This window comes from Massilia sp. ST3 (genome assembly GCF_018119405.1).
Classification (GTDB): Bacteria; Pseudomonadota; Gammaproteobacteria; order Burkholderiales; family Burkholderiaceae_D; genus Telluria.
Genome location: NZ_JAGPWC010000041.1, coordinates 1 through 25,234, shown reverse-complemented (window position 1 = coordinate 25,234; position 25,234 = coordinate 1). Strand labels below are relative to the sequence as shown.

Genomic DNA, 25,234 nt, shown 5'->3' with positions numbered 1-25,234 from the left:
CCAAGTTTCCATGCTCAGCCAGGGAAGGCAATTCAGGCCGCCATCGCCCCCGCTTCCTCACTCGACGCCTTCACATGCCGGTTCACCGCCGACAGCACCGACTTGAACGAGGCCGTCACGATATTGCTGTCGATCCCCACGCCGAACAAGGTCGGCCCGTTCCCCACGCGCAGTTCCACATAGCAGGCCGCTTTCGCATCCGCCCCCGAGCCGATCGCGTGCTCGTGGTAATCCATCAGGCGGATTTCCAGCCCCAGCGCGTTGACGAAGGCGTCGATCGGGCCGTTACCGGTGCCCTTGAACGCCTGCGGCGCATGGTGGCGCGCCACGTTGACCTCGAGCCGCACGTCCTCGCCGCTGGCCTCGGTCATGCGGTGGCCGACATAGTGATAAGGCTCGTCCTGCTCCAGGTATTCGCTGGCGAACAGCGCGTGCAGGTCGCTCGCCGCGATCTCGCGGCCGCTCTCGTCGGCCACGCGCTGCACGGCGCGCGAGAACTCGATCTGCAGGCGGCGCGGCAGCTGCAGGCCGTATTCCTGCTCGAGCAAATAGGCCATGCCGCCCTTGCCCGACTGGCTGTTGACGCGGATGACAGCGTCGTAGCTGCGTCCCAGGTCGGCCGGGTCGATCGGCAGGTACGGCACTTCCCAGAGCGCGTCGGCCTTCTGCTGGGCGAAGCCCTTCTTGATCGCATCCTGGTGCGAGCCCGAGAAGGCGGTGAACACCAGGTCGCCCGCATACGGGTGGCGCGGGTGCACCGGCAGCTGGTTGCAGTCCTCGACCAGCTGGCGTACCGCGTCGATGTCCGAGAAATCCAGGCCAGGGTTGACGCCCTGGGTGTAGAGGTTCATCGCCAGGGTGACCAGGTCGACGTTGCCGGTGCGCTCGCCGTTGCCGAACAGGCAGCCTTCGACGCGGTCGGCGCCCGCCATCACGGCCAGTTCGGCCGCCGCAACGGCGGTGCCGCGGTCGTTGTGCGGGTGGACGCTGATGACCAGCGACTCGCGGCGCTCCAGGTGGCGGCACATCCACTCGATCTGGTCGGCGTACACATTCGGGGTGGCCGCTTCCACGGTGGACGGCAGGTTGACGATCATCCGGTTCTGCGGAGTCGGCTGCCACACGGCGCTGACGGCGTCGACGATCTGCTTCGAGAAATCGAGCTCGGTGGTCGAGAACGACTCCGGCGAGTATTCCAGGCCCCACTGGGTTTCGGGGTGCTGGGCCACCAGCTCCTTGATCAGCTGCGTGCCCTTGACCGCGATCTGCACGATCTCCTCGCGCTCCATGTTGAACACCACGCGGCGGAACACCGGCGCCACCGAGTTGTAGACGTGGACAATGGCGCGCTTGGCGCCGACCGCCGATGCCACGGTGCGGCGGATCAGCTCGTCACGGGCCTGGGTCAGCACGATGATGGTGACGTCGTCGGGAATGCGGTTTTCCTCGACCAGCATGCGCACGAAATCGAAGTCGGTCTGCGACGCGGACGGGAAACCGACTTCGATTTCCTTCAGGCCCACCTTGACCAGCATCTCGAAGAAACGCAGCTTCTTCTCCGGGCTCATCGGCTCGATCAGCGCCTGGTTACCGTCGCGCAGGTCGGTGCTCATCCAGATTGGCGGCTGGGTGATGGTGCGGCCGGGCCATTGGCGGTCGGCCAGGTCGACGGCGGGGAAGGGGCGGTACTTGGCGGCGGGATTCTGCAACATGATCGGGTGCTCCTGAATGGTGGTCACAAGGGTCTGACTGACGGTGTACTGCGTGTGGCGCAGGCTGCCGGACGGGCCACGAACGCTAGGCCCGGCAACCGATCGGTAGGCTTAGCAGCAGGCGGAACGGCGCGCGCGCGCCCGTCGCCAGGAAGGACCCGGAATGGTGAAGCGAAGACGTGGTGGTGAGACTGGCTGACATCGGTGCAACTTTCCTGACTGCTGGGGAGGCCGGCGGTGGCCGGACGGGGCGCGGAGGATTACGCGCGTAGTAGCAGGGCAGCCAGCGATAGTGCGCCGGCAGCTGGTAGGGAAGTCGATAGATGCAGTGGGAAGGACATAATTTCGACTTTATGCCAAGCTTTACCGTATGTCAAGCGGATGATGGGCGGCTGTGGCGAAGAAAGTACGGCAATTCACAAAAGCCGATGGGCCGGGAATGCGCCTGGCGCCGCGCAGATTATGCGGGCCTCATGAGCCGTCCGCAGGCGGAAGGCAGGGCTGCGTGCTAGCATCTCTGCACTATTTTTTCGGAGATGTCCATGTCCCGTCTTCCTGCTTCGCCTGCGGCCCGCTGGCGCCTGAACCTGCTCGGCGCGGCCGCCCTGATGTTCCTGTGCACCGCCTGCGGCGACGGCATTCCGAAGGACCGCGACGACGACGACGACGACCCGCCGCCGCAATCGACCGCCCTGACGGTCTTCGCGGGCGACCCGACGGCGGACGGCACCATGGACGGTACGGGAACGGCGGCGCGCTTCAACAATCCGCGCGGCCTGGCGATCGACGGCAGCGGCAACCTGTACGTGGCCGACACCAGCAATGCCACGATCCGCAAGATCACGCCGGCCGGCGTGGTCACCACCCTAGCCGGCGCGGCGGGCATGGCGGGCACCGCCAACGGCAGCGCGTCCAACGCACGCTTCAGCAACCCGGCGGCTGTGGCGGTCAACAGCGAGGGTACGGTCTTCGTCGCCGACAACCTGGCTATCCGCAGCATTACCCCGGCGGGACAGGTGAGCACCAGGTACACGCTGCCGGTCGGGACCAACGTCGACGGACGCAGCATGGCCGACGTCGTGGCCGGCGGGCTCGCCGTCGATACGAACAACAACCTGTTCATCACCAACCGCTACGGCAGCCGCAGGCTGTCCGCCGCCAACGAAGTCGTGATGCTGGAAGGCCAGGCGGTGGTGAACGACCTGCTCGGCACCCGGCTGTTCCTGCCGCGCGGCGTGGCGACCGACAGCGCGGGCAGCGCCTACCTGTACGACCTGGAAGGCAAGATCAGCAAGTGGACGCCGAGCGGTCCCTTCGGCACGCCCACCCTGACCGGCCTGGCGGGCGCGGCCAACACCAAGGGCGCCGCGAACGGCACCGGCACGGACGCGCGTTTCGAACACGTGCTGGCCATGACGGTCGATCCGCAGGGCAACGTGTACGCCGCCGATACCACCAACAACCTGGTGCGCAAGATCACGCCTGCCGGCGTCGTCACTACCGTGGCGGGCACCACCCGCGCCAACCTGGTGCGCACCGGCGCCTTGCCCGGCAGCCTGGCCGACATCCGCGGCATCGTCACGGATGGCAAGGGCAATCTCTACGTCACCTCGGGCAACGCGATCGTCAAGATCGTGCTGCCCTGATCCTCCAGCCTGGGCTCACAGCGCGCGGACCGCGCGCACGAAGTCCTCGCTGAACTTCGGCAGCTTGGGATCCTGCTGCGCCAGCTCCTGGTAGCGCAGCAGGAAGCGCTTCGGCTCCGCCTTCAGGAGCGCATACACCGCCGCCTTGCCTTCATGCCGCTCGATGGTGCTGGCCATGACCCAGCCCAGGTCATAGGCCGGCTCGTCGAAAGTACCGTAGAACAGCAAGCCGTAGATGGCTTCATAACCATCCTCGTCGCGCGGCGGGCTGGCCAGCAGGCGCAGGCCGATGGTCTCGACCATGGTCACGATGGATTCCATGCGCCTGGTATTGCGTTCGATGCGCGCCTTGCCGCGCATCGAGTAGCCGTTCGCGGGACGGTCGGCCAGCGGATGGGTGAACAGTTCAGCCGTTCCTTCCTGCAGCAGGTCGTAGAGCAGGCGCCGGGTCCAGACCTGGCCCAGCGCCGCGGCCGGGGTATCGGCCGCGGGACGGGGCGGCGGCGGCATCAGCTGCACCTGCACGCCGTGGAACAGCTCGTGCGCGACCAGCTCGGCCAGCTCCTGCGTGCTGGCCTCGGACATGCGCGCCAGGTTCACGTACACGTCGTTGCGGTTGTCGTCGAAGGCGAAGCCGCCCGCATTGCCCCCGAAGATGAAATAGACCTTCAGGCGTCCCGCGAAGTCGGCCGGCACGTATTGCCTGAGCAGGCGCGTGACCTCGTCCGCCAGCGGCGCGTAGCCGTCGCCCGCCGCGCCGCCCAGCCTGGCCTGGATCGCTTCCGCGGCCGGCGCCATCTTCGGGTTGGCGGGCAGCGTGCGCAGGTAGGCGATCAGCTCGTCCATGCCCTTGAGCTTCATCTTGCGCACCATCGCCGCGCTGGCCGGATGGCTGCGGATGGCGGCGATCGCCGCTTCGCTGAACTGGCCTTGCGCCACCGACTGGCTGACCAGCCTGGCCAGCTCGTAGTCGAAGGCGAAGTCAAGGCGCGCGGGGGCGCTGGCCTGGGTGGGCGCGGCCGGGCCGGCGGCGCAGGCGGGCGGCAAGGCGAGCATCGGAATGCCGAACAGGGCTGAGAGCAATGCGGACTTCATGTTCCTCCTCGAATCGGATGGGTATCCACGCGATTGTAGAGAAGGGCGCTTCAATAATGAACATCTGCATGCTCGATAATGAGCCGGGAATGATGTGCCCGCGTCTGCATTAGCGCAATACCCGGCGGCGCCGGACGGACTTTAATCCGAAAATACGGTCCGATGCGGGAGGCGAGATGATGAAAGTTGCCGTTTTGCTGATGCTCTTGATGGCGTCTTCGCTGCATGCGGCGGAAACGCTGCCGCAAGAAGTCCGGGCTTTCATCGGCTTGCGCGAAACCTGCGAGCATTTTCGCGGCGAATTACCCGATCCGGGCGACGTGGAGCGAACCAAGGAAGTCGCGCGCCAACTCGGCAGGTTCTGCCGCGGCACCGACCGGCGACTTGCCGCGCTCAGGAAGAAATACGCCAGGCATGCCGCTGTCACGCGGCGCCTGGCGCATTATGAAGCGCGGATCGAAGCGCCATCGCAAGCGAAGATGGGCAACCGGCGCTAAGAACGCGTACTGTGCGTCAAGTCGACATCACCACTGCTTGGCTGCCGTACACGACCACGCGCCCGCCGTGCTCGCGCTGCCACGCCTGCGCGGCGGGGGCGTCGGAGAACCACACGTGTTCATAGTCGCCGAAAGCGCCCAGATCGAGCCGGAAGCGGTCGAGCAGCGCGGAAGGGCGGCGCTCGATATCGCGCTTGCAGGCGTCCCAGCTGTCATAGCCGAGCTCGGTGGCGACGGTGCTGAACATGTGCTTGAGCTGCAAGGTCTGGCGCGCATGGTAGAGCTCAGTGATCCGCCCGGCTGGGACGGCGCGCGCCGCATGCACGCGGCGGATGACGGGCAGGGCCTTGCTGGGGTGGTCCGAGCGCGCCGCGCGCAGCATGAGGCGCGCAACCCGGCGCAAGAAGTTGGTGTTGGTTTCGGACGAGTCCGCTGGATGGGATGGCAAGTGCATACCGGATTCCTTTTCATATGTGCATGCCGTTCTCGCCGCGGCATCCATGATGGGATGGTATGAACCTTGAAACGAACGTATGAACCACGTTGGCAGGTGCGCTGGCTTTCGCGAGAGTGGGCGTCCTGCTCAGCCCGAGCGGAATGGTAGCACGGCTGCACGGACTGTCAATGCATGTTTCGCCGCCGCCTGCCGTGCGCCACGGGCGGATGCCGGGCGTATAGTGGTCGTATCTGACCACCCTGGCCAGAAAGGGAGGTCATCATGATCGAATCGTCTCCGCAGTCCACCTTCCATGGCCTGCCGCTCTCTGCCGAGCAAAACCGGGAAATCATGTCTTATATTCACCGGCAACAGCATGCGAACAAGCCGTGGGATACGGAGGAGTTGCACGCCATGTTGGCTGACATGCTCGATCCGCCCGAAAAGATAATCGAAGACAATAGCGAGCTCAGCCTGTCTGTCGAGACCGAACATTCGACCGCTACCCACGAAGAGCCTAGCCAGTTGTCATAAATGGGCGATGGGGGTTTGTGCGGCGAACATTCATTCCTGTTATACTGGCCGTACTATCGACAGCTCCCGCGCACCGCAGCGTGCGTGCATTCGAGCAACAAGCTGTCCAGCATCATTTGAAACAACGTCCGCGGCATGCGGGCGCTTTCTCCTCCTCCTGCGCTCCCGGCCAGGCCTTTTCACTTCGCGACCACCTTCGGCTCGCGACGCTTTTCCGCAATTTCCTGGAACGTGCGCGTGCACGGTCCTCAACGCCACTGGAGAAACCGCATGGCAAAAGAAGAACTGATTGAAATGAATGGCCTGGTATCCGAGGTCCTGCCCGAGATGCGCTTCCGCGTCGACCTCGACAATGGTCACAAGATGATTGCCTATACCTCGGGCCGCATGAAAAAGAACCACATCCGCATCCTGCAGGGTGATCGTGTCACGCTGGAGCTGTCGCCCTACGACCTGACCAAGGGCCGCATCGTGTTCCGCCATATCGAAAACCGCGGCCCGTCCGGACCGCGCAGCGCGCCGATGCGCCGCCGCTAAGCCATCCCGCGAGACCGTCTCGGTCTCGCAACTCTTATTGATGGCGCGTGTTTGTTGGATGTTTGTTGTGCGCGCCTGTCCTGCAAAACGCGCATACTGATGCCTGGCCGCCGCCAGCGCGGCAGGCGCATGAATCTAATGGGTACCGTCGAAAGGCCAGTGCAAAGGGTGCAATTCCACCCACGCGCGGGCGTACTGGAAGGCGCGGTCCTGGGCTTCGGCCGCACCCGCGCAACTGCCGGGAGAACTTGCATGGGCATGCTGGGCGCCCGCCTGGCGGTCGAGGATCGTGACCTGCCAGGCATAGCGTTCCTCGCTCTGCAGGCAGTACACCTCGATGTCGTATCCACGGTAGTGTTGGGAAATCACGCTGGCCTTTCATGCGGCCGCTGTCGGCGCTTGGAGCTGATGGCACCGTAACATGGATCGGCGCGGTCCGCCCACGGGAATGCGCGCCGGCCCGCACGAGGAGAAAGCGATGACGGAGTTGTTGCGTTTCCTGGATTCCGGACTCAGCCACGCGTCCTGGGTCGGCATCGTCGTCTACACCCTGCTGGCGACCCATCTCACCATCATCGCCGTCACCGTCTACCTGCACCGCCACCAGGCGCATCGCGCCCTCACCCTGCATCCCATCGCCAGCCACGCCTTCCGCTTCTGGCTCTGGCTCACCACAGGCATGGTCACGCGCGAGTGGGTCGCCATCCACCGCAAGCACCACGCCTTCTGCGAGCGCGAAGGCGATCCGCACAGCCCGCGCCTGGCGGGCCTGCGCACGGTGCTCTTGCGCGGCGCCGAACTCTATCGCACTGCCAGCCGCGACAAGCCCGCGATCGACCGCTATGCCGCCGGCTGTCCGGACGACTGGATCGAGCGTCACCTGTACAGCCGCTGGACCTGGCAGGGCGTCGGCGTGCTCTTGATTCTCGACGTGGCGCTGTTCGGCGTGATCGGCCTGTCGGTCTGGGGCATCCAGATGCTGTGGATTCCGATCTTCGCCGCCGGCGTCATCAATGGCGCAGGCCATGCCATCGGCTACCGCAATTTCGACTGCGCCGAAGCGGCCACGAACATCGTCCCGATCGGCCTCCTGATCGGCGGCGAAGAGCTGCATAACAACCACCACACCTTCGCCAGCTCGGCCAAGATGTCCGTCAAATGGTATGAGTTCGACGCCGGCTGGTTCTATATCCGCATCCTGCAGCTGCTTGGCCTAGCGCAGGCGAGGCCGGTGCCGGCGGCGCCGCGCATTCGCTACCGGCACATGGAGGTCGACGACCATACCTTGCGCGCCGTGCTGGCCAACCGGGCGCGCGTGATGGCGGCCCTGTCGGCCCGCCTGGCGCCGGTCTGGCACCGCGAGCTGCGCAATATCGCGCTGCCGGCCGGCGTCAGCCGCCGCATGGCGCTGCGCCTGCTGGCGCGCGATCCCGGTTATCTGAACGCGGACGAACAATCGGTGCTGGGCGCCTTGCTCGGCACCAGCGAACGCCTGCGGCAGGTGCAGGCGCTGCGCGAGCAACTGGCCGCCTTGTGGCAGCGCTCGCTCGCCACCGAGGACCAGTTGCGCGAAGCCTTGTCGGGATGGTGCGCCCGCGCCACCAGGGCCATGTGTCCGCAGCTGCGCTCCTTCGCCCGCGAGCTGCGCGGCTACGCGTGATCGTCACAACCCTTAGCCATAAGACCGTCGCACCGGCGAAGGCCGGTACCCAAGTTTTTAGAGCTGTCGAGACGCGGACAAAAACTTGGGTTCCGGCCTTCGCCGGAACGACGTGCTGACACTGCGGGACTATCGTGAACGAGATGAGATTGCCGTCTCTGGTAGAGCCGTACGAACGCTAGTGTCCAAGGGCGGCGATGGCCACGCCCTGGGCCACGCTCTTGGGGCTGGTAGTCACGGTAAGCGAGAACAGCGGCTTGCGCGGCGAACTATCCGTGCTCCATTCGTATGCCACGGTAAGGGTGACGCCGTCCGTCCCGGGCGAGGAGGTATTGCGCATCTGCTTGCTGCGGAAGGGCGCGGGGGCAGTGCTGACGACCTTCTCGAACAGCTCTTGCGCCGTGGTGGCGGGAACGGTCTTCGCATACAGCGCGCATAGCTGCTTGTCCTGGTTGATCACCAGGATGAACTGCCCATGCGGGCTGGGCACCATCCAGGCATTTCCTTGCGAGCCTTTCAGGAACACCGCCGCCTTGTCGGGAGACAGCCGTGGCGCGGCGCCCAGATGGCGGCGCAAGCCGTCGAAATCATGCAGGTACTTGATGCAGTGCGAGGCATAGATGTCCATGAATGCCGAGGCCTGCAGGTCCGGAGAGGCGACGGCGAGAGTGGGAAGCAGGCTTCCTCCAAGCGTCACGGCGGCTTTTCGAAGTCGCATGGGCGTATGCTCCAGCTGGTTGCGGAAACCTACTATAGCAAGCCGGCTTCCAAACGCTGGCTTGCATTACTGCAATCGAACGCGCCACCGCTGCCTGAACTGTTGTCGCCAAGACACTCATGCTGTCCTTGGCAAGAATATCTTTCGCCCTGCGCACCGGCCTTTGGTAGCATCCCGGGATGATCGATATTTCCTCTAATCAAGACACGCCGCCGCGTATCCGCCGCCGCCAAACCCTGGCCCTGGCGCTGCTCGTGGTCACCGGCGTCATCAATTACCTGGACCGCGCCACCCTGGCCGTCGCCAATGAGTACATCCGCGCCGACCTCGGCCTGTCGCTGGGCCAGATGGGCCTGCTGCTGTCGGCCTTCTCCTGGAGCTATGCCCTGTGCCAGCTGCCGGTCGGCGCCCTGGTCGACAAGATCGGGCCGCGCTGGCTGCTCGGCATGGGGCTGGTCATCTGGTCGCTGGCCCAGGCCGCGGGCGGGCTGGTGTCGACCTTCGGCTGGTTCGTGCTCGCGCGGGTCGTGCTCGGCATCGGCGAGGCGCCGCAATTTCCGGCGGCGGCGCGGGTCGTCAGCAACTGGTTCCCGCCGCGCTCGCGCGGCACGCCGACCGGCATCTTCAATTCCGCCTCGCCCCTGGGCGTCGCCCTCGCGCCGCTGTGCCTGGCGCCGCTGATCGCCGCGACCAGCTGGCACTGGGCCTTCTTCGTCACGGGGGGCATGGGCCTGGTGGCGGCCGTGGTCTGGGTGGCGCTGTACCGCGACCCCGTGCGCGATCAGCTCACGGCCGAAGAACGCGCCTACCTCGACGCCGGCCAGGCCGCCGAGGAGGCGCCGAAGGCGGGCCTGTCCTCCTGGGGCGCGCTGTTCAAGCACCGCGCCACCTGGGGCATGCTGCTCGGTTTCTCCGGCTCGGTCTACCTCAACTGGGTCTACCTGACCTGGCTGCCGGGCTACCTGCGCACCGAGCGCCACATGGACCTGGCGTATTCCGGCCTGGCGGCCTCGATCCCCTTCTTCTGCGGCTTCGCCGGCGCCCTCATAGCAGGCTGGGCCTCCGACCGGGTTGCGAAACTCGCGGCCTCGCCGGTATCCGGCCGCCGCAATGCGGTGGTGGCGTCCATGCTGGGCATGGTCGCCTTCACGATTCCGGCAGCCCTGGTCGAGAGCAATACCGTGGCCGTGGCCTGCATCTCGATCGTCATCTTCCTCGCCAACGCCTCGTCGGCCTGCTCGTGGTCGCTGGCCACGGTGGTGGCGCCGCGCAGCCGCATCGCCTCGCTCGGCGCGATCCAGAACTTTGGCGGCTTCCTGGGCGGCGCGATGGCGCCCATCCTCACCGGCTACATCGCCCAGACCTGGTCTTTCGTGCCGGCCCTGCTGACTGGTGCCGGCATCGCCTTCCTTGGCGCCATGTCCTATCTGTTCCTGGTGACCAGGCCGATTCCCGAGCAGGACTGATCTTGAAGCAGAAACGACAATGGCTCCCGAAGGAGCCATTGCCAGGACCTGCGCGGCAGGAGATCAGACGTCGATGTTCCCCGCCTGCAGCGCGTTACTCTCGATGAAGTTACGACGCGGTTCCACCTCATCGCCCATCAGGGTGGTGAAGATCTGGTCCGCCGCAATCGCGTCTTCGATCTGCACCTTGAGCAGGCGGCGCACGGTCGGGTCCATCGTGGTTTCCCACAGCTGTTCCGGATTCATCTCGCCCAGACCCTTGTAGCGCTGCTTGCTGACGCCGCGCTCGGCTTCTTCGCGCAGCCAGATCATCGCCTCGTGGAACTCGCGCACCGCGAATTCCTTCATCTTCTCGCCTTCGCCGCGGCGCATGATGGCGCCTTCGCCCATCAGGCCCTGGAAGGTCGCGGCGGCGTTGGCCAGCACCGCGTAGTCATTGCTCTGCACGAAGTCGGCGTCGATGGCGGTGACTTGCACGTTACCGTGGCGCATCCGCTCGATGCGCAGCGCGTACTTCTCGGACAGCTCGTCCGACCGCACCACGACCTTGACGGCCGGGTCCTTGATCGCGGCTTCCATCGCGCGGGCCGAGGCTTCGGCGTTCTCGAGCGAGCTCATGTCCAGGGTCACGCCGCTCATGATCGCGGTCAGCGCGGCGCGGTCGATCACGCGGGTCAGGCGCATCATGATGGCGTTGGCCAGGTTGTACTGGCGCACCAGTTCGCCCAGGGCTTCGCCGTTGATCGGCTCGGCGCCGTCGCGCGGGATCAAGGAGGCGCCGTTCAGCGCCACCGTCATCATGTAACTGGCTTCCTCGGTGTCGTCCTTCAGGTAGCGCTCGTCGCGGCCGGCCTTGACCTTGTACAGCGGCGGCTGCGCGATGTAGATGTGGCCGCGCTCGACCAGTTGCGGCATCTGGCGGTAGAACAGGGTCAGCAGCAGGGTACGGATGTGGGCGCCGTCGACGTCCGCGTCGGTCATGATGATGATGCGGTGGTAGCGCAGCTTGTCGACGTTGAATTCGTCCGGGCCGATCGAGGTGCCGAGGGTCGCGATCAGGGTGGTGATCTGCTCCGACGACAGCATCTTCTCGAAGCGCGCCTTTTCCACGTTCAGCACCTTGCCGCGCAGCGGCAGGATGGCCTGGAACTTACGGTCGCGGCCCTGCTTGGCCGAGCCGCCTGCCGAGTCACCCTCGACGATGTAGAGTTCGGCCAGCGCCGGGTCGCGTTCCTGGCAGTCGGCCAGCTTCGAGGACAGGCCCAGGCCGTCCATCACGCCCTTGCGGCGGGTCAGGTCGCGCGCCTTGCGCGCCGCTTCGCGGGCACGCGCCGCTTCGACGATCTTGCCGCAGATGATCTTGGCGTCGTTCGGCTTCTCCATCAGGAAGTCGGTCAGCGTCTTGGCCACGATCTCCTCGACCGGGCCGCGCACTTCCGAGGACACCAGCTTGTCCTTGGTCTGCGACGAGAATTTCGGCTCGGGCACCTTCACCGACAGCACGCAGGTCAGGCCTTCGCGCATGTCGTCGCCCGAGATCTCGACCTTGGCCTTCTTGGCGAAATCGTTCTCGTCGATGTACTTGTTGATCACGCGCGTCATTGCCGCGCGCAGGCCGGTCAGGTGGGTGCCGCCGTCGCGCTGCGGGATGTTGTTGGTGAAGCACAGCACCTGCTCGTTGTAGGCGTCGTTCCACTGCATCGACACGTCCACCGAGATGTTGGTGCCCTGGTCCGACAGGCGGTCGCCGGTCGCCTGGAACACGGTCGGGTGCAGGACGCTCTTGGCCTTGTTGATGTACTCGACGAAGCCGCGGGTGCCGCCTTCGAAGGCGAAGACTTCTTCCTTGCCGGTGCGCTGGTCGCTCAGCTTGATGTTGACGCCGTTGTTCAGGAAGGACAGCTCGCGGATGCGCTTCGACAGGATCTCGTAGTGGTACTCGACGGTCGTGAAGATTTCCTCGTCGGCCCAGAAATGCACTTCGGTGCCGCGCTTGTCGGTCTCGCCGATGATCTTCATCGGGGACACTTCGACGCCGTCGACGACCTCGATCAGGCGGTCCATCGGCACGCCGCGCGAGAACTCCAGCTGGTGCACCTTGCCGTTCTGGCGCACGGTCACGCGCAGCAGCTTCGACAGCGCGTTCACGCAGGACACGCCGACGCCGTGCAGGCCGCCCGACACCTTATAGGCGTTCTGGTTGAACTTGCCGCCGGCGTGCAGCTCGGTCAGGGCGATTTCGGTCGCCGAGCGCTTCGGCTCGTGCTTGTCGTCCATCTTGATGCCGGTCGGGATGCCGCGGCCGTTGTCGGTGATGGAGATCGAGTTGTCGGAGTGGATGGTGACGTGGATCTCGGAGCAGAAACCGGCCAGCGCCTCGTCGATCGAGTTGTCCAGCACCTCGAACACGAGGTGGTGCAAACCGGTGCCGTCCGAGGTGTCGCCAATGTACATGCCCGGACGCTTGCGGACCGCTTCCAGGCCTTCCAGGATCTGGATCGAGGAGGCGCCGTATTCATCGCCCTGCGGGGCGGAGGACATTTGTGCTTGGGTATTCTCGGACATGGACTGCTTTCTATAAAACGGGTGATTCAAGCTGCAGTCTTTTTGAGCGCTACAGCTTGAACCGTCATCCCGACGCAGGCCGGGAACCAAGTTTGCGTGAACACTGGCAAACTTGGGTTCCGGCCTGCGCCGGAACGACGAGGTAACAATGTGTCTCGGCCGATGGTGCTACTTAAATACGCATCGGCATGACGACATACTTGAAGTCGCCATTGTCGGGAATCGAAATCAGCGCCGACGAGTTCGAGTCGCCCAGGGCGATGTTCACCTGGTCGCACTTCAGGTTGTTCAGCACGTCGAGCAGGTAGGTGACGTTGAAGCCGATGTCGATCGCGTCGCCGCCGTAGTCGATCTCGAGTTCTTCCACCGCCTCTTCCTGGTCGGCGTTGGTCGAGCTGATCTTCATGCTGCCCGGGGTGATGATGCAGCGCACACCCTTGAACTTGTCGCTGGTCATGATCGCGGCGCGCTGCAGCGAACGCAGCAGCTCGTCGCGGCTGATCGTGAAGTCGTTCTTGTAGCCCTTCGGGATCACGCGGGTGTAGTCAGGGAACTTGCCCTCTACCAGCTTCGAGACCAGCTCGATGTCGGCGAAGGTCAGCTTGACCTGCGAGGCCGCGATATCCAGGCGCACTTCCTCGTCGCTTTCTTCCAGCAGGCGCTGCAGTTCGATGATGGTCTTGCGCGGGATGATCACTTCCTGGCGCTCGAAGGACTGCTCCGACTCCACCTGGCAGAAGGCCAGGCGGTGGCCGTCGGTGGCCACGGCGATGATGTTGTTGCCGTCCAGGACCAGCAGCAGGCCGTTCAGGTAGTAGCGGATGTCCTGCTGGGCCATCGAGAAGTGCACCATGTTGAACAGGTGCTTCAGGGTCTTCTGCGGCAGGGTCACCGAGGCGTTGTAGCTGTCGGCCACCGACACGGTCGGGAATTCCTCGGCCGCCAGGGTCTGCAGGGCGAAGCGCGACTTGCCGCTCTGGACGGCCAGGCGCTTGTTCTGCAGGGTCATGGTCACGTCGCCCGATTCCGGCAGCGCGCGCAGGATGTCGAGCAGCTTGCGCGCAGCCACGGTCGTGCCCGTCACCTCGTCGCCCGAACCGATGTTGGCCAGCGTGGTGATCTGGACTTCGGTGTCGGTCGACAGGAAGGACACGCTTTCGCCGTTCTTGCGAATGAGGATATTGGCCAGAATCGGCATAGTGTGCCGACGCTCGACAATACCGCTCACGATCTGCAGTGGCCGGAGAAGCGTATCTCGGGTGGATTTGACCAATTGCATAGTTATCCTCGAATGAGTTGTTTTTGGTGATTTATTGCTAATGCACTATTTTGCCATTGCCCGGTTTAAACACAAACCCCGGGCCCAGGGAGGCGTTTTACCCTTTGAGGGTCTGTTCCAGCACGTGCAGTTCGTGGTTGCATTCCGCGTTCTTCTGGCGGTCCTGGGCGATCTTGCGCACCGCGTGCAGCACGGTGGTGTGGTCGCGGCCGCCGAACAGCTCGCCGATTTCCGGCAGGCTCTTCTGCGTCAGTTCCTTGGCCAGGTACATGGCGATCTGGCGCGGCCGGGCGATGTTCGCCGGGCGGCGCTTGGAATACATGTCCGCGACCTTGATGTTGAAGAAGTCCGCGACCGTCTTCTGGATGTTCTCCACCGAGATCTGGCGGTTCTGCACCGACAGCAGGTCCTTCAGGGCTTCCTTCACCACGTCGATGGTGATGTCCTTGCCGTGGAAGCGCGAGTAGGCCAGGATCTTGCGCAGTGCGCCTTCGAGTTCGCGCACGTTGGAACGGAGGTGCTTGGCCACGAAGAAGGCCACGTCGTCGTTCAGGGTCACACCCTCGGACTGCGCCTTCTTGAGCAGGATCGCCACGCGCATCTCGAGTTCCGGCGGCTCGATCGCCACCGTCAGGCCCGAGTCGAAGCGCGAGATCAGGCGGTCGTCCATGCCCGTGATTTCCTTCGGATAGGTATCCGAGGTGATAATGATCTGCTTCTTGGCCGCGATCAGCGCCTCGAACGCATAGAAGAATTCTTCCTGCGTACGGCTCTTGCCGCCGAAGAATTGAATATCGTCGATCAGGAGCATGTCGAGCGAGTGGTAGTAGTGCTTGAAGTCGTCGAAGCCCTTGCGCTGGTAGGCGGTGACGACGTCGCGCACGTACTGCTCGGCATGGATGTAGCGGATGCGCGCGCCCGGCTGGTCGGCCATGACCTGGTTGCCGATCGCATGGATCAGGTGGGTTTTACCCAGGCCGACGCCGCCGTAGAAGAACAGCGGGTTGTACGAGATGCCCGGGTTGTTGGCGACCTGGATCGCGGCGGCGCGCGCCAGCTGGTTGGCCTTACCGGTCACGAAGCTGTCGAACGTCAGCTCGGTGTTGATCCGGCTTTGCTCGCGCTTGGGCGAGTTGGCGATGTTCAGGTTCTGGGTCTGGTTCTCCTGGCCGACCGGGGCAGGGCGCAGCAGGCCGGTGCCCGGCGCCGCGCCGTCGGAAGTAGGGGCGATCGGCGCCGCCGGCTTGCGGGCCGGATTGGTCTTCGGGTCGAGCACGAACTGCACCTCCACCGGCGCTTCCCAGTACTGGGCGGCGAGCTCGGTGATGCGGGTGGCGAACTGCGTCTTTACCCAGTCGAGCTTGAAGCGGTTGGGCGCGGCGATGCGCAGCTTGCCGTCTTCGTAGTCGAGGGCGACCAGCGGTTTGATCCACGCACTGTATTGCTGGGGCGTCAATTCGAGCTCCAGCTGCGCGGAACAGGTCTGCCAAAAGTTTTCCATACTTCGCTAATTGATACGTAACACGCTATTTTACCTGTCTCTTCCGTAGTTATCCACAGGTTGTGTCGACTATTTTCAACCGAAAGCGGGCTTGGTGGAGCACCCGAGGAGGGCGGCCGGATAAACCGGGAAGCTGCTTGCGAAACAACAGCCGCCTTGACAGCCGGGCCAGAACTAGGGTCTAATTCAGGGTTCCCCGCCCGGTCACCATGTCTAGCTGTCAATTCAACAGCGGATGCAGCCCGGGCGAAGAGTATCTGCTGTGGCTGACGCTGGCTTAACATCTGCGAACTGTCATTGGCGCCGAATCCTGACGACGAGACGTCAGACCCGATTTTGCAATTTCTTTTGCTTTAAGCGAGACCACCATGAAACGTACTTACCAACCTTCCGTCGTTCGTCGCAAGCGCACGCACGGCTTCCGCGCACGTATGGCTACCCGTGGTGGCCGTCAGGTTCTGAACGCCCGCCGCGCCAAGGGCCGCAAGCGCCTGGCAGTCGTCTAAGCCGGCACGCCGCAGAGCGACGCGGTTGGCCATGACAGGCGAAGGTTCACACGACTTCGCGCGCGCTCGGCGCATCGTTAAAACGGATGAATTTTCATCCGTTTTTCGTTTGCGGCCGGCACAAAAATCCGCGCATTTCGTCCTCTATACCCGCCCCAATACGCTGCCGCATGCGCGGCTGGGCGTCGTCGCGGCCAAGCGTTTCGCCCCGCGCGCGGTAACGCGCAACACGATCAAGCGCGTCACGCGCGAACTGTTCCGCAGCAGCGAACTCCAGGCGGTCGATTGCATCGTGCGCCTGTCGCGCCCGGTCAACAGCAAGGACGGCCCCGCCACCACGCGCGCCCTCAAGACCGAGCTGCGCGCCGAACTGGCGCGCCTGTTCGCTTCGCAGCGTCCGCGCCGCGGCGCCGGTAACCCTGCCCAGCCTTCATCATGAAGACGCTGCTTGTCTGGTTGCTCCGCGGCTACCAGCTGCTGCTGTCCCCGATGCTCGGGCAGAAATGCCGTTTCTACCCGACCTGCTCGAATTACGCGATCGAAGCGCTGCGCACCCATGGCGCGGCGCGCGGTTCGCTGCTGGCCGCGCGCCGCGTGTGCCGCTGCCATCCGTGGAATGCGGGTGGCGTCGACCTGGTGCCGCCCGTGCGCACCAAGGATTCTTCCCCAGCCCCCAAAGGCTGTCATCATTCCTGACTAGACCCCCAAATGGAACTCAATAAACGTACCATCCTGTGGATCGTGTTCGCCATTTCCCTGATTGTTCTCTGGAACAACTGGATGGTGGCCAACGGTAAACAGTCGCTGTTCTCGCCGGCGCCGCCGGCCAAGGTCGCCCAGCAGCCGGCCAAGCCGTCCGATGTGCCGGTCGCCGCCCAGCCAGGCAGCACCGCCGTGCCGGGTACGCCCGCCGTCGCAGGCGCCGCGCCGGCCGCGCCCGCCGCCCCGGTCAGCCAGATCGTCACCATCACCACCGACGTGGTGAAGGTCAACATCGACAGCGCCGGCGGCGTCATCAAGCGCCTGGAACTGCTGCACTATCCGGACCACTTCGACAAGACCAAGAACCAGGTCCTGTTCGACGTCAGCGGCAACAACGTCTACCTGGGCCAGACCGGCCTGATCGGCAACAGCGCCGCCGGCGTCCTGCCGAACCACAACACCGTGTTCACCGTCCGTCCGGGCGTGCGTACGCTGAATGGCGGCAACCAGGTCCAGCTGGTGATGGATGCGGAGCAGGGCGGCGTGCGCCTGACCAAGACCTTCACCTTCCGCAAGGGCGACTACGTGGTCGGCATCCGCCACGACGTGACCAACGTCGGCGCCGCGCCGGTCCAGCCTTCGCTCTACCTGCAGCTCCAGCATGACGGCAACAAGCCGGCCAACGATTCGTGGTTCATGTCGAGCTACACCGGCCCGACCCTGTACACCGACGCCGACAAGTACCAGAAGCTGACCTTCGAGGAAATCGAGAAGAACAAGGCCGAGCACTCGGCCAAGGCCGATAACGGCTGGGTCGCGATCTCGCAGCACTTCTTCGTCTCGGCCTTCATCCCGGCCGACAAGGTGCAGCGCGACATCTACACCAAGAAGATCGCCACCAACCTGTACGCGATCGGCACCGTGCAGCCGCTGGGCACCGTGGCGCCGGGCGCGACCGTGTCGACCGACACCCGCCTGTACTCGGGCCCGCAGGACGAGAAGACCCTGGAAGGCATCGCCCCAGGCCTGGAGCTGGTGAAGGACTACGGCATGCTGACCGTGATCGCCAAGCCGATCTTCTGGGTGATGGACCAGCTGCACTCGCTGCTGGGTAACTGGGGCTGGACCATCGTGGCCCTGACCATCCTGATCAAGCTGGCCTTCTTCCCGCTGTCGGCCGCCGGCTACCGCAGCATGGCGAAGATGCGCGTGGTGACGCCGAAGATGCAGGCGATCCGCGAGCGGTACAAGAACGACCCGATGAAGATGCAGCAGGCCACCATGGAGCTGTACAAGGCCGAGAAGATCAATCCGCTGGGCGGCTGCCTGCCGATCCTGGTGCAGATGCCGGTGTTCTTCGCCCTGTACTGGGTGCTGCAGGCTTCGGTCGAGATGCGCGGCGCGCCGTGGATCGGCTGGATCCAGGACCTGACCCAGCCGGACCCGTACTTCATCCTGCCGATCCTGTACGCGGTGTCGATGTACATCACCACCAAGCTCAACCCGCAGCCGACCGATCCGGTGCAGGCGAAGATGATGCTGTTCATGCCGCTGGCGTTCTCGGTCATCTTCTTCTTCTTCCCGTCGGGACTGGTGCTGTACTGGGTGGTCAACAACATCCTGTCGATCGCGCAGCAGTGGGTGATTACCAAGAAGTTCGAGGGCGCGAAGTAATTCGTTCGTCCTTCCGGAAAAACCCGCGCGAATGCGCGGGTTTTTTTATGCGCCGTCGGTGCGCTGCGGACTTGGGTCCCGCCTGCGCGGGGATGACGTGCTTAGAGCAGTGGTGTAATCAAGCCATGTAGCTACTTTAGAACGTCATCCCCGCGAAGGCGGGGACCCAAGTTCCCACGCAGACCACTAACGCTCGAATCCCTTACAATCCCCCCATGAAACTCGACACCTCCCCCATCGCCGCCATCGCCACCGCCCCCGGCCGCGGCGGCATCGGCGTCGTGCGCGCCTCCGGCAAGTCGCTGGCCGCGCTGATCGACGCCCTGTTCCCCGGTACGACACTCGCCCCGCGCCACGCCACCTACATCCCCTTCAAGGATGCGGGCGGCGCCGTGATCGACCAGGGCATTGCCCTCTACTTCAAGGGCCCGCATTCCTACACCGGTGAAGACGTGCTCGAACTGCAAGGCCACGGCGGCCCGGTCGTGCTGCAGATGCTGCTGCAGCGCGTGCTGGAAGCGGGCGCCGAACACGGCCTGCGCCTGGCCGAGCCGGGCGAATTCACCCGCCGCGCCTTCCTGAACGACAAGCTCGACCTGGCCCAGGCCGAAGCCGTGGCCGACCTGATCGACGCCTCTACCGAAGCCGCCGCCAAGTCGGCCTCGCAGTCACTGTCCGGCGCCTTCTCGCAGGTGGTGCACAAGCTGGTCGACCAGACCATCAACCTCCGCATGCTGGTCGAAGCCACCCTCGACTTCCCGGAAGAAGAAATCGACTTCCTCGAGAAATCGAACGCGCGCGGCCAGCTGGGCGGCATTATCGAGGCGCTGGAGAACGTGTTCCGCCAGGCTGCCCAGGGCGCCCTGCTGCGCGAAGGCCTGAACGTGGTGCTGGTGGGGCAGCCAAACGTGGGCAAGTCCTCGCTGCTGAACGCCCTGGCCGGCGCCGACGTCGCCATCGTCACCCCGATCGCCGGCACCACCCGCGACAAGGTGAGCGAAACGATCCAGATCGAGGGTATCCCGCTGAACATCATCGACACCGCCGGCATCCGGGCGCTGGACGAAGGCGTGGACGTGGTGGAGGCGATCGGCATCGAGCGCACCTGGGGCGAGGTCGGCAAGGCCGACGTGATCGTGCACCTGCTCGACGCCAGCCTGGGGCCGAGCAAGGCCGACGAGGAGATCGTGGCCGCCTTCCCGCAGGGCGTGCCGGTGGTGCGCATCTGGAACAAGATCGACCTGTCCGGCCACAAGCCCTCGAAGGAAGAGGGCGCGGACGCCACCCACGTGTACCTGTCGGCCCACGAGAAGATCGGCATCGAGTTGCTGCGCGCCGAACTGCTGCGCATCGCCGGCTGGCAGCAGACCGGCGAATCGCTCTACCTGGCGCGCGAACGCCATCTGATCGCCCTGCGCGCCGCGCGCGAGCACCTGGAGCTGGCGCGCCAGCACGCGATGCAGGACGACCAGTCGCTCGACCTGTTCGCCGAGGAGCTGCGCCTGGCGCAGGACCAGCTCTCCAGCATTACCGGTCAATTTACGCCAGACGATTTGCTGGGCGTGATCTTCAGCCGCTTCTGTATCGGAAAATGAGTCCCGGGCAATCGTGCTAGGCTTGCCGCATGCCGACAAGGAGAACCGCCACGATGCCCCAGGCCCCCGCTTTTCCCCGCCGAACCGTCTTGCGTCTTGCCGGCATGCTGGCCCTGTCCGGCATGCTGGCCTCCTGCGCCAACCTGGCCGGCCCGCGCCAGGTCGAACTGCCGCTCTACAAGCTGCAGGCTGGCCTGGAGCGCCGCTTCCCGCTCGATAACCGCATGCTGGACGTGCTCAACGTCCGCCTTTCTCGCCCGCTGCTGTCGATCGACCCCGATACAGACCGCGTGGCGCTGGCGCTCGACGCCTCGGTCAGCCCGCCCTTCACCGGCCAATCCTGGAACGGCAGCCTGGCGTTTTCCGGGCGCCTGTTCGTCGACCCCGGTCGTTCAGCAGTGATGATGGCCGAGCCGCGTGTGGAACGCCTCGATTTCGGCGCCGGCAGCGGCCTGGCCGAACGCCAGGTTGCGAACGTCGCCAATGGCATGATCGGCATGCTGGCGCGCGATATTCCTGTCTACTCCTTCAACATGGACGACTTGCGCTATGCCGGTGTGCAGTTCGTGCCGACCCGCATCCAGACCACGCGGCGCGGCCTGCTGGTCACGCTCGAACCGGCGCGCTGAGCACGATGCAGGGAAACTGTTGCGATGATGCTCAAAACCAAGCCTGTCGATAAGCACAGGATTGCGCAGCTTCGGCATTGGGCGCACACTGTGTCCGGCTGATTGAGCTTTCTCATGCACACGGTATTCCACTGAAGTAATCTTTTTTACACTTCAGGCAGCCGTGTTAGGGGGTGGATCTTGGAAACGACACACGAGAGTTTTCCGGACAACGGGCTGCCCGCTGAGCCGCCCATGGCCGCCGTGGCCGGGGTGGTGCATGCCGCCGCGCCCTCCCGGCAAAGCCTTCCGGCCAAGGGATCGTGCTGGTACTGCGAGAAGCCGCTCGACAGCGTGCGCCGTTTCTGCGGCAAGACCTGCGCCGATTCCTTCGACGAGGAAGCGGAGTACACGCGCTGACGCATCCAGCGCGCGGACGCTTCAGTTCCCGCCTTTAGAGCGCCTTACAAAACCTCCATGGCTGCGTTGCGTCGTCTCGCCGTACAGTCGTACTGTCTTCGACTCCGCGTCGGAGGGCCGCATCCCTTGCCCTGAAAGTTTTGTTAGGCGCTCTCTATTCTTCCAGTACTGCCAGTGCGCGTTCGAAGTCGAAGCTGCTGACCGCGGCGTCGAGCCGGCGCATGCGCTCGGCGCCCAGGGCCGCGAGGAAGGCGCCGCGGCGCGCTTCGAGCAGGGCGGGGACGGCGCCGTCGCCGATGTCGAGCATGGCGCGCAGGCTGGCCAGCTCGCCGCTGCTGGCTGCGCCGGTGCCGTGCGCGCCGGCAGCCGCTGGCGGCGCGGCCAACACTGCGTCGACCTCGGCCAGCACGCGCGCCAGTTCCGCTTCCAGTTCGCCGGTCAGGACCGCGTCCGCATTGCCTTGTGCGCGCACGGCGAGTTCGGTGTCGAGCGCCAGCTGGCGCAGCCTGCGCGCCTCGATCATGGCGGCGGCACCCTTGAGGGTGTGGGTGATGCGCTGCGCCAGCACGGCGTCGCCGGCCAGCAGTGCCTGGCGCAGGCGCAGGATGGTGTCGCGGTAGTCGGTGCGGAAGCGCCCGAGCACCCGCAGGTGCATGGCGCGGTCGCCCATGACCCGCTCGAGGCCGGCCGCCAGGTCGAGTGCCTGGCCGGGGGCTTCCTGCCTGGCCTGTCGTGGGTGCGTTTCCAGCATCAGCGCGTCGTGAACGACCACTCGCGCGTCACCGGCGCGCCGTTGACGGCGCCGGAGAAGCTGACCTCATAGGTCGTACCGCCTTTCAGCGGCTGCAGGGGGACGATGGCGGCGGCGGTCTTCTGGCCGCCGGATGGGTCGACCCGCTGGGTTGTCAGGTTGGCGCCGCCGCGCGGACGCACGGTGAAGCTCTGTACCGTGAGCGAGGCATCGAGGTTGGTGTGCACGCTGATAGGATAGCCTACTTCGTTCTGGCTCGGGACCGGATCCGGCGCCTCGGTGTCGCTGTAGAAGTTCGGCGTCACCTGCGCCTGGCCGTTGAAGGGCCAGGTCACGATCGTCCCGCGCGCGATGCCGGGGCCGTAGCCGCCGCGCGCACCGAAGTCCGCGGTGAAGTAGTTGTAGCCGCTCGACGACGTCGCCGCGCCGGTGCCGATTTCCTTGAACATCGGTTCGAACATCACGAAGCGATGGTAGATCGCGGTGATCAGTTCCTCGGCCATGTAGAAGCCCGAGCGGTTGGTAGTGCCCGAGATGATCTCGCCGTAGGCATAGCCGCCGTTGGTGGGCAAGGTATAGCCGGCCGCGGCCAGGCGGTCCGCCAGCGTGGCGCCGGTGAAGCCCTGGCGGCCGGGCACCTGGTCGTGGCTCATCAGGTTATTGACGCGCAGGTATTCGGAGTGGCCGAGCGCCGCGGCGTTGATCTGGGCGTTCTCGGCCACGGCCGGTACGCCGGCCTGGGCGCGGCGGTAATTGATCCAGTTGCGCCCGTCGGCGGCGATGTTGCCGCTCAGGGTGGGCGCGGAGGCATCCGCCACCGGCGGGATGGCCGTGCCGCTCGGCGGGGGCGCGACGGAGCCGGTTGCGGAAGGCGTGGCCGCCGCAGGGCTGTCGCTGCCACCACCGCCGCACGCGGCGAGGGCCAGCGCGGCGCCCAATGCCGCAACAATTGTCCGCCAGCCAGGCACATAGCTCATCTTGCAACTCCTGTCAATACACAGCAACGATGCGACATTCTAGGGCAAATCGGTCCTTTGTGACGGGGTGGCGGCGTCTCTGCCACAATCTTATTTTGCTCCCTGTAGAATAAGGCATCAATTCTCTTGCCGAGCCACTAACTTGAACCCCACCCGCCAGCAGCGCCTCGCGCGCGCCAAGTTCGCCCTGCCCAGTTTCGTGACCCTGCTCTCGATCGCCTGCGGTTTCGGCAGCATCGTGATCTCGGTCGACAATGCGCATATCGGCAACCCGGCGGACTACCGCCTGGCGGCGATCCTGCTGGTGCTGGCCGGCGTGTTCGACGCGCTGGACGGCTTCGTGGCGCGCGCCACCAATACCCAGTCCAGCTTCGGGGTGCAGCTCGATTCGATCGCCGACGTGATGAACTTCGGCTGCGCCCCGGGCCTGCTGCTGTACTGCTACGGCTTTGCCCAGATGAGCGTCGCGCACCCTACCCTGGTGCGCATGGGCGGCCTGGCCTGCTTCGTGTTCGTCACCTGCGGCGCGCTGCGCCTGGCGCGTTTCAACATCAGCCACGGTCGCACCGACCCGCGCTATTTCGTCGGCATGCCGATCACCGCCGGCGCGGCCTGCGTGGCCTCGGTGGTGGTGGCCTGGCCCGATCCGGCTACCTCGATGACCCAAGCCTTTTTGATCGCGGGCCTGATGGTGGCGGTGGGCGCGCTGATGGTGTCAACCATCCGCTTCCCCAGTTCCAAGCACCCGAAAGGCAAGGTGATGATCGGCCTGCTGGCCGTGTGCGCGGTGCTGCTGGCGCTGCTGCAGACGCGCTTCTTCGTGCTGTTCTTCCTGCTCTACGTGTGCGCCACGCTGCTGTTGAACATCGGCTGGAAGACCGGCTGGACCGGCGTCGCACCGCCGAAGGTCTACGAGGATTAGGCTAGGCAAATTTATCCAGCATCGCCGCCAGGTGGGCGGCCCGCGCGCGCGCTTCCTCGAGGTCGCCCGCTTCGCCGGTCTGGGTCAGGATGGAGGCGGTGAGCAGCTGGACGAAGGAGCGGTCCAGGGCCTTGCGCGCCGCCGCCATCTGCTGGGCGACCGCGTCGCAATCCGAGGGTTCGTCGGCCAGCGCGATCAGCTTCTGCACGCCGCGCAGCTGGCCTTCGATGCGGGCCAGGCGGTTGAGCAGGTCCTTCTTCTGCTGGCCGCTCAGGGCCCGGCCTTCCACGATCTTCAGCTGGCCTTCCGCCATCTCAGGCCACCTCGTGGCCGCGCGCCGCGCGCAGGATGCGGAACCAGTCTTCGCGCGCCAGGCTGAAGCCGGCGCCGGCCACCGCCACCTTGATCGCTTCCAGGCGCCCGGTGCCGGTCAGCGGAACCGGACGGCTCGGCAGCTGCATGATCCACGCGAACACCACGCTGGCGAAGGGCTGGCGCAGGCGGTCGGCGACTTCCTTGATCACCAGGCGCAGGTTCTCGGCGCCGGCGTCGCCCGCATTGAACAGGCGCCCGCCGCCCAGCGGCGACCAGGCCATCGGGGCGATGCCCAGGTCTTGCAGGCCGTCGAAGGTTTCGTCGAACATCGGCGCGGTATACAGCGGCGAGAATTCGACCTGGTTGGTGGCCAGCGGGATGCGGCGGTTCAGGCATTCGAACTGGTGGCGCGTGAAGTTCGACACGCCGAAGTGCAGCACCTTGCCGTCTTGCTTCAGGCGGGTAAAGGCTTCGGCGATCTCGTCGAAGTCCATCAGCGGGTCCGGACGGTGGATCAGGAGCAGGTCGAGGCGGTCGGTGTGCAGCTGGCGCAGGGATTCCTCGGCGGAGGCGACGATGTGCGCCGCGCTGGTGTCGTAGTGCTGGATCGTGTGTTCCGGGCGCGCGGGCGAGATCAGCTTGATGCCGCACTTGCTCACCAGTTCGATGCGGTCGCGCAGCGAGGGCTGGGCGCGCAAGGCTTCGCCGAACAGGCCTTCGACGCCGTAGCCGCCGTAGATGTCGGCGTGGTCGAAGGTGGTCACGCCCATGGCGATGCACTGCTCGATGAAGCCCACGCGCTGCTCGACCATCATGTCCCATTCCGTCATGCGCCACATGCCGGCCACGATGCGCGACAGTTCCGGGCCGCCTTCGCGGGTGGTGATGCGGGGGCAGTGCAGGTCGGCGGGGAGCTGGGCGGTCATCGGGGGATCCTTCGAATGGCGGGATGTTCGATTATAGCGGGAGGGGAAAATGTTGTTGGCTGCGCAAGCAAACTTGGATCCCGGCCTTCGCCGGGATGACGTCGTTTGAGTTCACCTTCAGCCCAAAGACCGTCGTCCCCGCGCAGGCCGGGGCCCAAGTTCGTCGCGCAGCCCAAAAAAAAAAAACCCCCC

Annotated in this window: 26 protein-coding genes; 14 read left to right on the top strand and 12 right to left on the bottom strand. The window is 65.2% G+C overall.

Annotated elements, in window-relative coordinates:
* Positions 1-32 precede the first annotated feature (32 nt).
* The gene (gene leuA / locus KBW98_RS14910; RefSeq protein ID WP_211520955.1) at positions 33-1,715 is read right to left on the bottom strand and encodes a 2-isopropylmalate synthase; all 1,683 of its coding nucleotides are present in this window, start codon (positions 1,713-1,715) and stop codon (positions 33-35) included.
* A gap of 539 nt (positions 1,716-2,254) precedes the next feature.
* Here leuA and KBW98_RS14905 point away from each other — a divergent pair.
* Positions 2,255-3,358, top strand: a complete 1,104-nt coding sequence (locus KBW98_RS14905) for a hypothetical protein (protein ID WP_211520935.1) — start codon at positions 2,255-2,257, stop codon at positions 3,356-3,358.
* Positions 3,359-3,373: 15 nt separating this feature from the next.
* On the opposite strand, the gene KBW98_RS14900 is transcribed toward KBW98_RS14905, so the two are convergent.
* Positions 3,374-4,453 carry a DUF5700 domain-containing putative Zn-dependent protease gene (locus KBW98_RS14900; RefSeq protein WP_211520934.1) on the bottom strand — a complete coding sequence of 360 codons (1,080 nt, stop codon included), beginning with the start codon at positions 4,451-4,453 and terminating at the stop codon, positions 3,374-3,376.
* A 176-nt stretch (positions 4,454-4,629) separates the two neighbouring features.
* Here KBW98_RS14900 and KBW98_RS14895 point away from each other — a divergent pair, with 176 nt between their 5' ends.
* Positions 4,630-4,950, top strand: a complete 321-nt coding sequence (locus tag KBW98_RS14895; protein WP_211520933.1) for a hypothetical protein — start codon at positions 4,630-4,632, stop codon at positions 4,948-4,950.
* Positions 4,951-4,966: 16 nt separating this feature from the next.
* On the opposite strand, the gene KBW98_RS14890 is transcribed toward KBW98_RS14895, so the two are convergent.
* Positions 4,967-5,404: a hypothetical protein gene (locus tag KBW98_RS14890; protein ID WP_211520932.1), complete on the bottom strand. Its 438-nt coding sequence runs from the start codon at positions 5,402-5,404 to the stop codon at positions 4,967-4,969.
* A 264-nt stretch (positions 5,405-5,668) separates the two neighbouring features.
* Here KBW98_RS14890 and KBW98_RS14885 point away from each other — a divergent pair, with 264 nt between their 5' ends.
* A complete protein-coding gene (locus KBW98_RS14885) occupies positions 5,669-5,920 on the top strand; it encodes a hypothetical protein (RefSeq protein ID WP_211520931.1) in 252 nt (83 codons plus the stop codon).
* Positions 5,921-6,190: 270 nt separating this feature from the next.
* Positions 6,191-6,457 carry a translation initiation factor IF-1 gene (gene infA, locus KBW98_RS14880; protein ID WP_211520930.1) on the top strand — a complete coding sequence of 89 codons (267 nt, stop codon included), beginning with the start codon at positions 6,191-6,193 and terminating at the stop codon, positions 6,455-6,457.
* Positions 6,458-6,592: 135 nt separating this feature from the next.
* Here the strand turns inward: infA and KBW98_RS14875 are convergent, their stop codons facing one another.
* Positions 6,593-6,826: a hypothetical protein gene (locus tag KBW98_RS14875; RefSeq protein ID WP_211520929.1), complete on the bottom strand. Its 234-nt coding sequence runs from the start codon at positions 6,824-6,826 to the stop codon at positions 6,593-6,595.
* Positions 6,827-6,935: 109 nt separating this feature from the next.
* On the opposite strand from KBW98_RS14875, the gene KBW98_RS14870 reads away from it, so the two are divergent.
* The gene (locus KBW98_RS14870; RefSeq protein ID WP_211520928.1) at positions 6,936-8,117 is read left to right on the top strand and encodes a fatty acid desaturase; all 1,182 of its coding nucleotides are present in this window, start codon (positions 6,936-6,938) and stop codon (positions 8,115-8,117) included.
* 178 nt (positions 8,118-8,295) lie between these two features.
* On the opposite strand, the gene KBW98_RS14865 is transcribed toward KBW98_RS14870, so the two are convergent.
* On the bottom strand, positions 8,296-8,835 hold the full coding sequence (locus KBW98_RS14865) for a hypothetical protein (RefSeq protein WP_211520927.1): 540 nt from the start codon (positions 8,833-8,835) through the stop codon (positions 8,296-8,298).
* Between the two features lie 179 nt (positions 8,836-9,014).
* Between KBW98_RS14865 and KBW98_RS14860 the strand changes: the two genes are divergently transcribed.
* Complete coding sequence (locus tag KBW98_RS14860) at positions 9,015-10,301, top strand: MFS transporter (protein WP_211520926.1); 1,287 nt, start codon at positions 9,015-9,017, stop codon at positions 10,299-10,301.
* Between the two features lie 63 nt (positions 10,302-10,364).
* On the opposite strand, the gene gyrB is transcribed toward KBW98_RS14860, so the two are convergent.
* The 3 genes from gyrB to dnaA all read right to left on the bottom strand — a co-directional run bounded on the left by gyrB (position 10,365) and on the right by dnaA (position 15,646).
* A complete protein-coding gene (gene gyrB, locus KBW98_RS14855; protein WP_373888951.1) occupies positions 10,365-12,866 on the bottom strand; it encodes a DNA topoisomerase (ATP-hydrolyzing) subunit B in 2,502 nt (833 codons plus the stop codon).
* Positions 12,867-13,038: 172 nt separating this feature from the next.
* Positions 13,039-14,145 (bottom strand): DNA polymerase III subunit beta, encoded by a 1,107-nt coding sequence (dnaN, locus tag KBW98_RS14850; RefSeq protein ID WP_211520925.1) that lies wholly within the window; start codon positions 14,143-14,145, stop codon positions 13,039-13,041.
* 97 nt (positions 14,146-14,242) lie between these two features.
* The gene (dnaA, locus tag KBW98_RS14845) at positions 14,243-15,646 is read right to left on the bottom strand and encodes a chromosomal replication initiator protein DnaA (RefSeq protein ID WP_211520924.1); all 1,404 of its coding nucleotides are present in this window, start codon (positions 15,644-15,646) and stop codon (positions 14,243-14,245) included.
* A 368-nt stretch (positions 15,647-16,014) separates the two neighbouring features.
* Here dnaA and rpmH point away from each other — a divergent pair, with 368 nt between their 5' ends.
* From rpmH to KBW98_RS14810, 7 genes are all read left to right on the top strand, one after another.
* Positions 16,015-16,152: a 50S ribosomal protein L34 gene (rpmH, locus tag KBW98_RS14840; RefSeq protein WP_078035393.1), complete on the top strand. Its 138-nt coding sequence runs from the start codon at positions 16,015-16,017 to the stop codon at positions 16,150-16,152.
* 31 nt (positions 16,153-16,183) lie between these two features.
* Positions 16,184-16,591: a ribonuclease P protein component gene (gene rnpA / locus KBW98_RS14835; RefSeq protein WP_211520953.1), complete on the top strand. Its 408-nt coding sequence runs from the start codon at positions 16,184-16,186 to the stop codon at positions 16,589-16,591.
* A complete protein-coding gene (yidD, locus tag KBW98_RS14830; RefSeq protein WP_211520923.1) occupies positions 16,588-16,848 on the top strand; it encodes a membrane protein insertion efficiency factor YidD in 261 nt (86 codons plus the stop codon). The genes rnpA and yidD overlap by 4 nt, the downstream gene beginning before the upstream one ends.
* A gap of 12 nt (positions 16,849-16,860) precedes the next feature.
* On the top strand, positions 16,861-18,528 hold the full coding sequence (gene yidC / locus KBW98_RS14825) for a membrane protein insertase YidC (protein WP_211520922.1): 1,668 nt from the start codon (positions 16,861-16,863) through the stop codon (positions 18,526-18,528).
* 215 nt (positions 18,529-18,743) lie between these two features.
* Positions 18,744-20,123, top strand: a complete 1,380-nt coding sequence (gene mnmE, locus KBW98_RS14820) for a tRNA uridine-5-carboxymethylaminomethyl(34) synthesis GTPase MnmE (protein WP_211520921.1) — start codon at positions 18,744-18,746, stop codon at positions 20,121-20,123.
* Between the two features lie 89 nt (positions 20,124-20,212).
* Positions 20,213-20,752 (top strand): DUF1439 domain-containing protein, encoded by a 540-nt coding sequence (locus KBW98_RS14815; RefSeq protein ID WP_229429212.1) that lies wholly within the window; start codon positions 20,213-20,215, stop codon positions 20,750-20,752.
* 180 nt (positions 20,753-20,932) lie between these two features.
* Positions 20,933-21,151 carry a hypothetical protein gene (locus KBW98_RS14810; RefSeq protein WP_211520958.1) on the top strand — a complete coding sequence of 73 codons (219 nt, stop codon included), beginning with the start codon at positions 20,933-20,935 and terminating at the stop codon, positions 21,149-21,151.
* A gap of 154 nt (positions 21,152-21,305) precedes the next feature.
* Here the strand turns inward: KBW98_RS14810 and KBW98_RS14805 are convergent, their stop codons facing one another.
* Positions 21,306-21,902, bottom strand: coding sequence for an Hpt domain-containing protein (locus tag KBW98_RS14805; RefSeq protein WP_229429211.1), 597 nt, complete (start codon positions 21,900-21,902; stop codon positions 21,306-21,308).
* On the bottom strand, positions 21,902-22,879 hold the full coding sequence (locus tag KBW98_RS14800) for a CAP domain-containing protein (RefSeq protein WP_211520919.1): 978 nt from the start codon (positions 22,877-22,879) through the stop codon (positions 21,902-21,904). Before KBW98_RS14800 ends, KBW98_RS14805 begins: the two co-directional genes overlap by 1 nt.
* Positions 22,880-23,021: 142 nt before the next feature.
* On the opposite strand from KBW98_RS14800, the gene pssA reads away from it, so the two are divergent.
* Positions 23,022-23,801, top strand: coding sequence for a CDP-diacylglycerol--serine O-phosphatidyltransferase (gene pssA, locus KBW98_RS14795; protein WP_211520918.1), 780 nt, complete (start codon positions 23,022-23,024; stop codon positions 23,799-23,801).
* Between the two features lies 1 nt (position 23,802).
* Here the strand turns inward: pssA and KBW98_RS14790 are convergent, their stop codons facing one another.
* The gene (locus tag KBW98_RS14790) at positions 23,803-24,114 is read right to left on the bottom strand and encodes a metal-sensitive transcriptional regulator (RefSeq protein ID WP_211520917.1); all 312 of its coding nucleotides are present in this window, start codon (positions 24,112-24,114) and stop codon (positions 23,803-23,805) included.
* A 1-nt stretch (position 24,115) separates the two neighbouring features.
* Positions 24,116-25,042, bottom strand: coding sequence for an aldo/keto reductase family oxidoreductase (locus KBW98_RS14785; protein ID WP_211520916.1), 927 nt, complete (start codon positions 25,040-25,042; stop codon positions 24,116-24,118).
* Positions 25,043-25,234: the final 192 nt, after the last annotated feature.

What these genes read in the sequence shown, in the direction of transcription:
- KBW98_RS14905 (WP_211520935.1), top strand. Translation starts at nt 2,255, where the DNA reads ATGTCCCGTCTTCCTGCTTCGCCTGCGGCCCGCTGGCGCCTGAACCTG.
- KBW98_RS14900 (WP_211520934.1), bottom strand. Translation starts at nt 4,453, where the DNA reads ATGAAGTCCGCATTGCTCTCAGCCCTGTTCGGCATTCCGATGCTCGCC.
- KBW98_RS14895 (WP_211520933.1), top strand. Translation starts at nt 4,630, where the DNA reads ATGATGAAAGTTGCCGTTTTGCTGATGCTCTTGATGGCGTCTTCGCTG.
- KBW98_RS14890 (WP_211520932.1), bottom strand. Translation starts at nt 5,404, where the DNA reads ATGCACTTGCCATCCCATCCAGCGGACTCGTCCGAAACCAACACCAAC.
- KBW98_RS14885 (WP_211520931.1), top strand. Translation starts at nt 5,669, where the DNA reads ATGATCGAATCGTCTCCGCAGTCCACCTTCCATGGCCTGCCGCTCTCT.
- infA (WP_211520930.1), top strand. Translation starts at nt 6,191, where the DNA reads ATGGCAAAAGAAGAACTGATTGAAATGAATGGCCTGGTATCCGAGGTC.
- KBW98_RS14870 (WP_211520928.1), top strand. Translation starts at nt 6,936, where the DNA reads ATGACGGAGTTGTTGCGTTTCCTGGATTCCGGACTCAGCCACGCGTCC.
- KBW98_RS14865 (WP_211520927.1), bottom strand. Translation starts at nt 8,835, where the DNA reads ATGCGACTTCGAAAAGCCGCCGTGACGCTTGGAGGAAGCCTGCTTCCC.
- KBW98_RS14860 (WP_211520926.1), top strand. Translation starts at nt 9,015, where the DNA reads ATGATCGATATTTCCTCTAATCAAGACACGCCGCCGCGTATCCGCCGC.
- gyrB (WP_373888951.1), bottom strand. Translation starts at nt 12,866, where the DNA reads ATGTCCGAGAATACCCAAGCACAAATGTCCTCCGCCCCGCAGGGCGAT.
- dnaN (WP_211520925.1), bottom strand. Translation starts at nt 14,145, where the DNA reads ATGCAATTGGTCAAATCCACCCGAGATACGCTTCTCCGGCCACTGCAG.
- dnaA (WP_211520924.1), bottom strand. Translation starts at nt 15,646, where the DNA reads ATGGAAAACTTTTGGCAGACCTGTTCCGCGCAGCTGGAGCTCGAATTG.
- rpmH (WP_078035393.1), top strand. Translation starts at nt 16,015, where the DNA reads ATGAAACGTACTTACCAACCTTCCGTCGTTCGTCGCAAGCGCACGCAC.
- rnpA (WP_211520953.1), top strand. Translation starts at nt 16,184, where the DNA reads ATGACAGGCGAAGGTTCACACGACTTCGCGCGCGCTCGGCGCATCGTT.
- yidD (WP_211520923.1), top strand. Translation starts at nt 16,588, where the DNA reads ATGAAGACGCTGCTTGTCTGGTTGCTCCGCGGCTACCAGCTGCTGCTG.
- yidC (WP_211520922.1), top strand. Translation starts at nt 16,861, where the DNA reads ATGGAACTCAATAAACGTACCATCCTGTGGATCGTGTTCGCCATTTCC.
- mnmE (WP_211520921.1), top strand. Translation starts at nt 18,744, where the DNA reads ATGAAACTCGACACCTCCCCCATCGCCGCCATCGCCACCGCCCCCGGC.
- KBW98_RS14805 (WP_229429211.1), bottom strand. Translation starts at nt 21,902, where the DNA reads ATGCTGGAAACGCACCCACGACAGGCCAGGCAGGAAGCCCCCGGCCAG.
- KBW98_RS14800 (WP_211520919.1), bottom strand. Translation starts at nt 22,879, where the DNA reads ATGAGCTATGTGCCTGGCTGGCGGACAATTGTTGCGGCATTGGGCGCC.
- KBW98_RS14790 (WP_211520917.1), bottom strand. Translation starts at nt 24,114, where the DNA reads ATGGCGGAAGGCCAGCTGAAGATCGTGGAAGGCCGGGCCCTGAGCGGC.
- KBW98_RS14785 (WP_211520916.1), bottom strand. Translation starts at nt 25,042, where the DNA reads ATGACCGCCCAGCTCCCCGCCGACCTGCACTGCCCCCGCATCACCACC.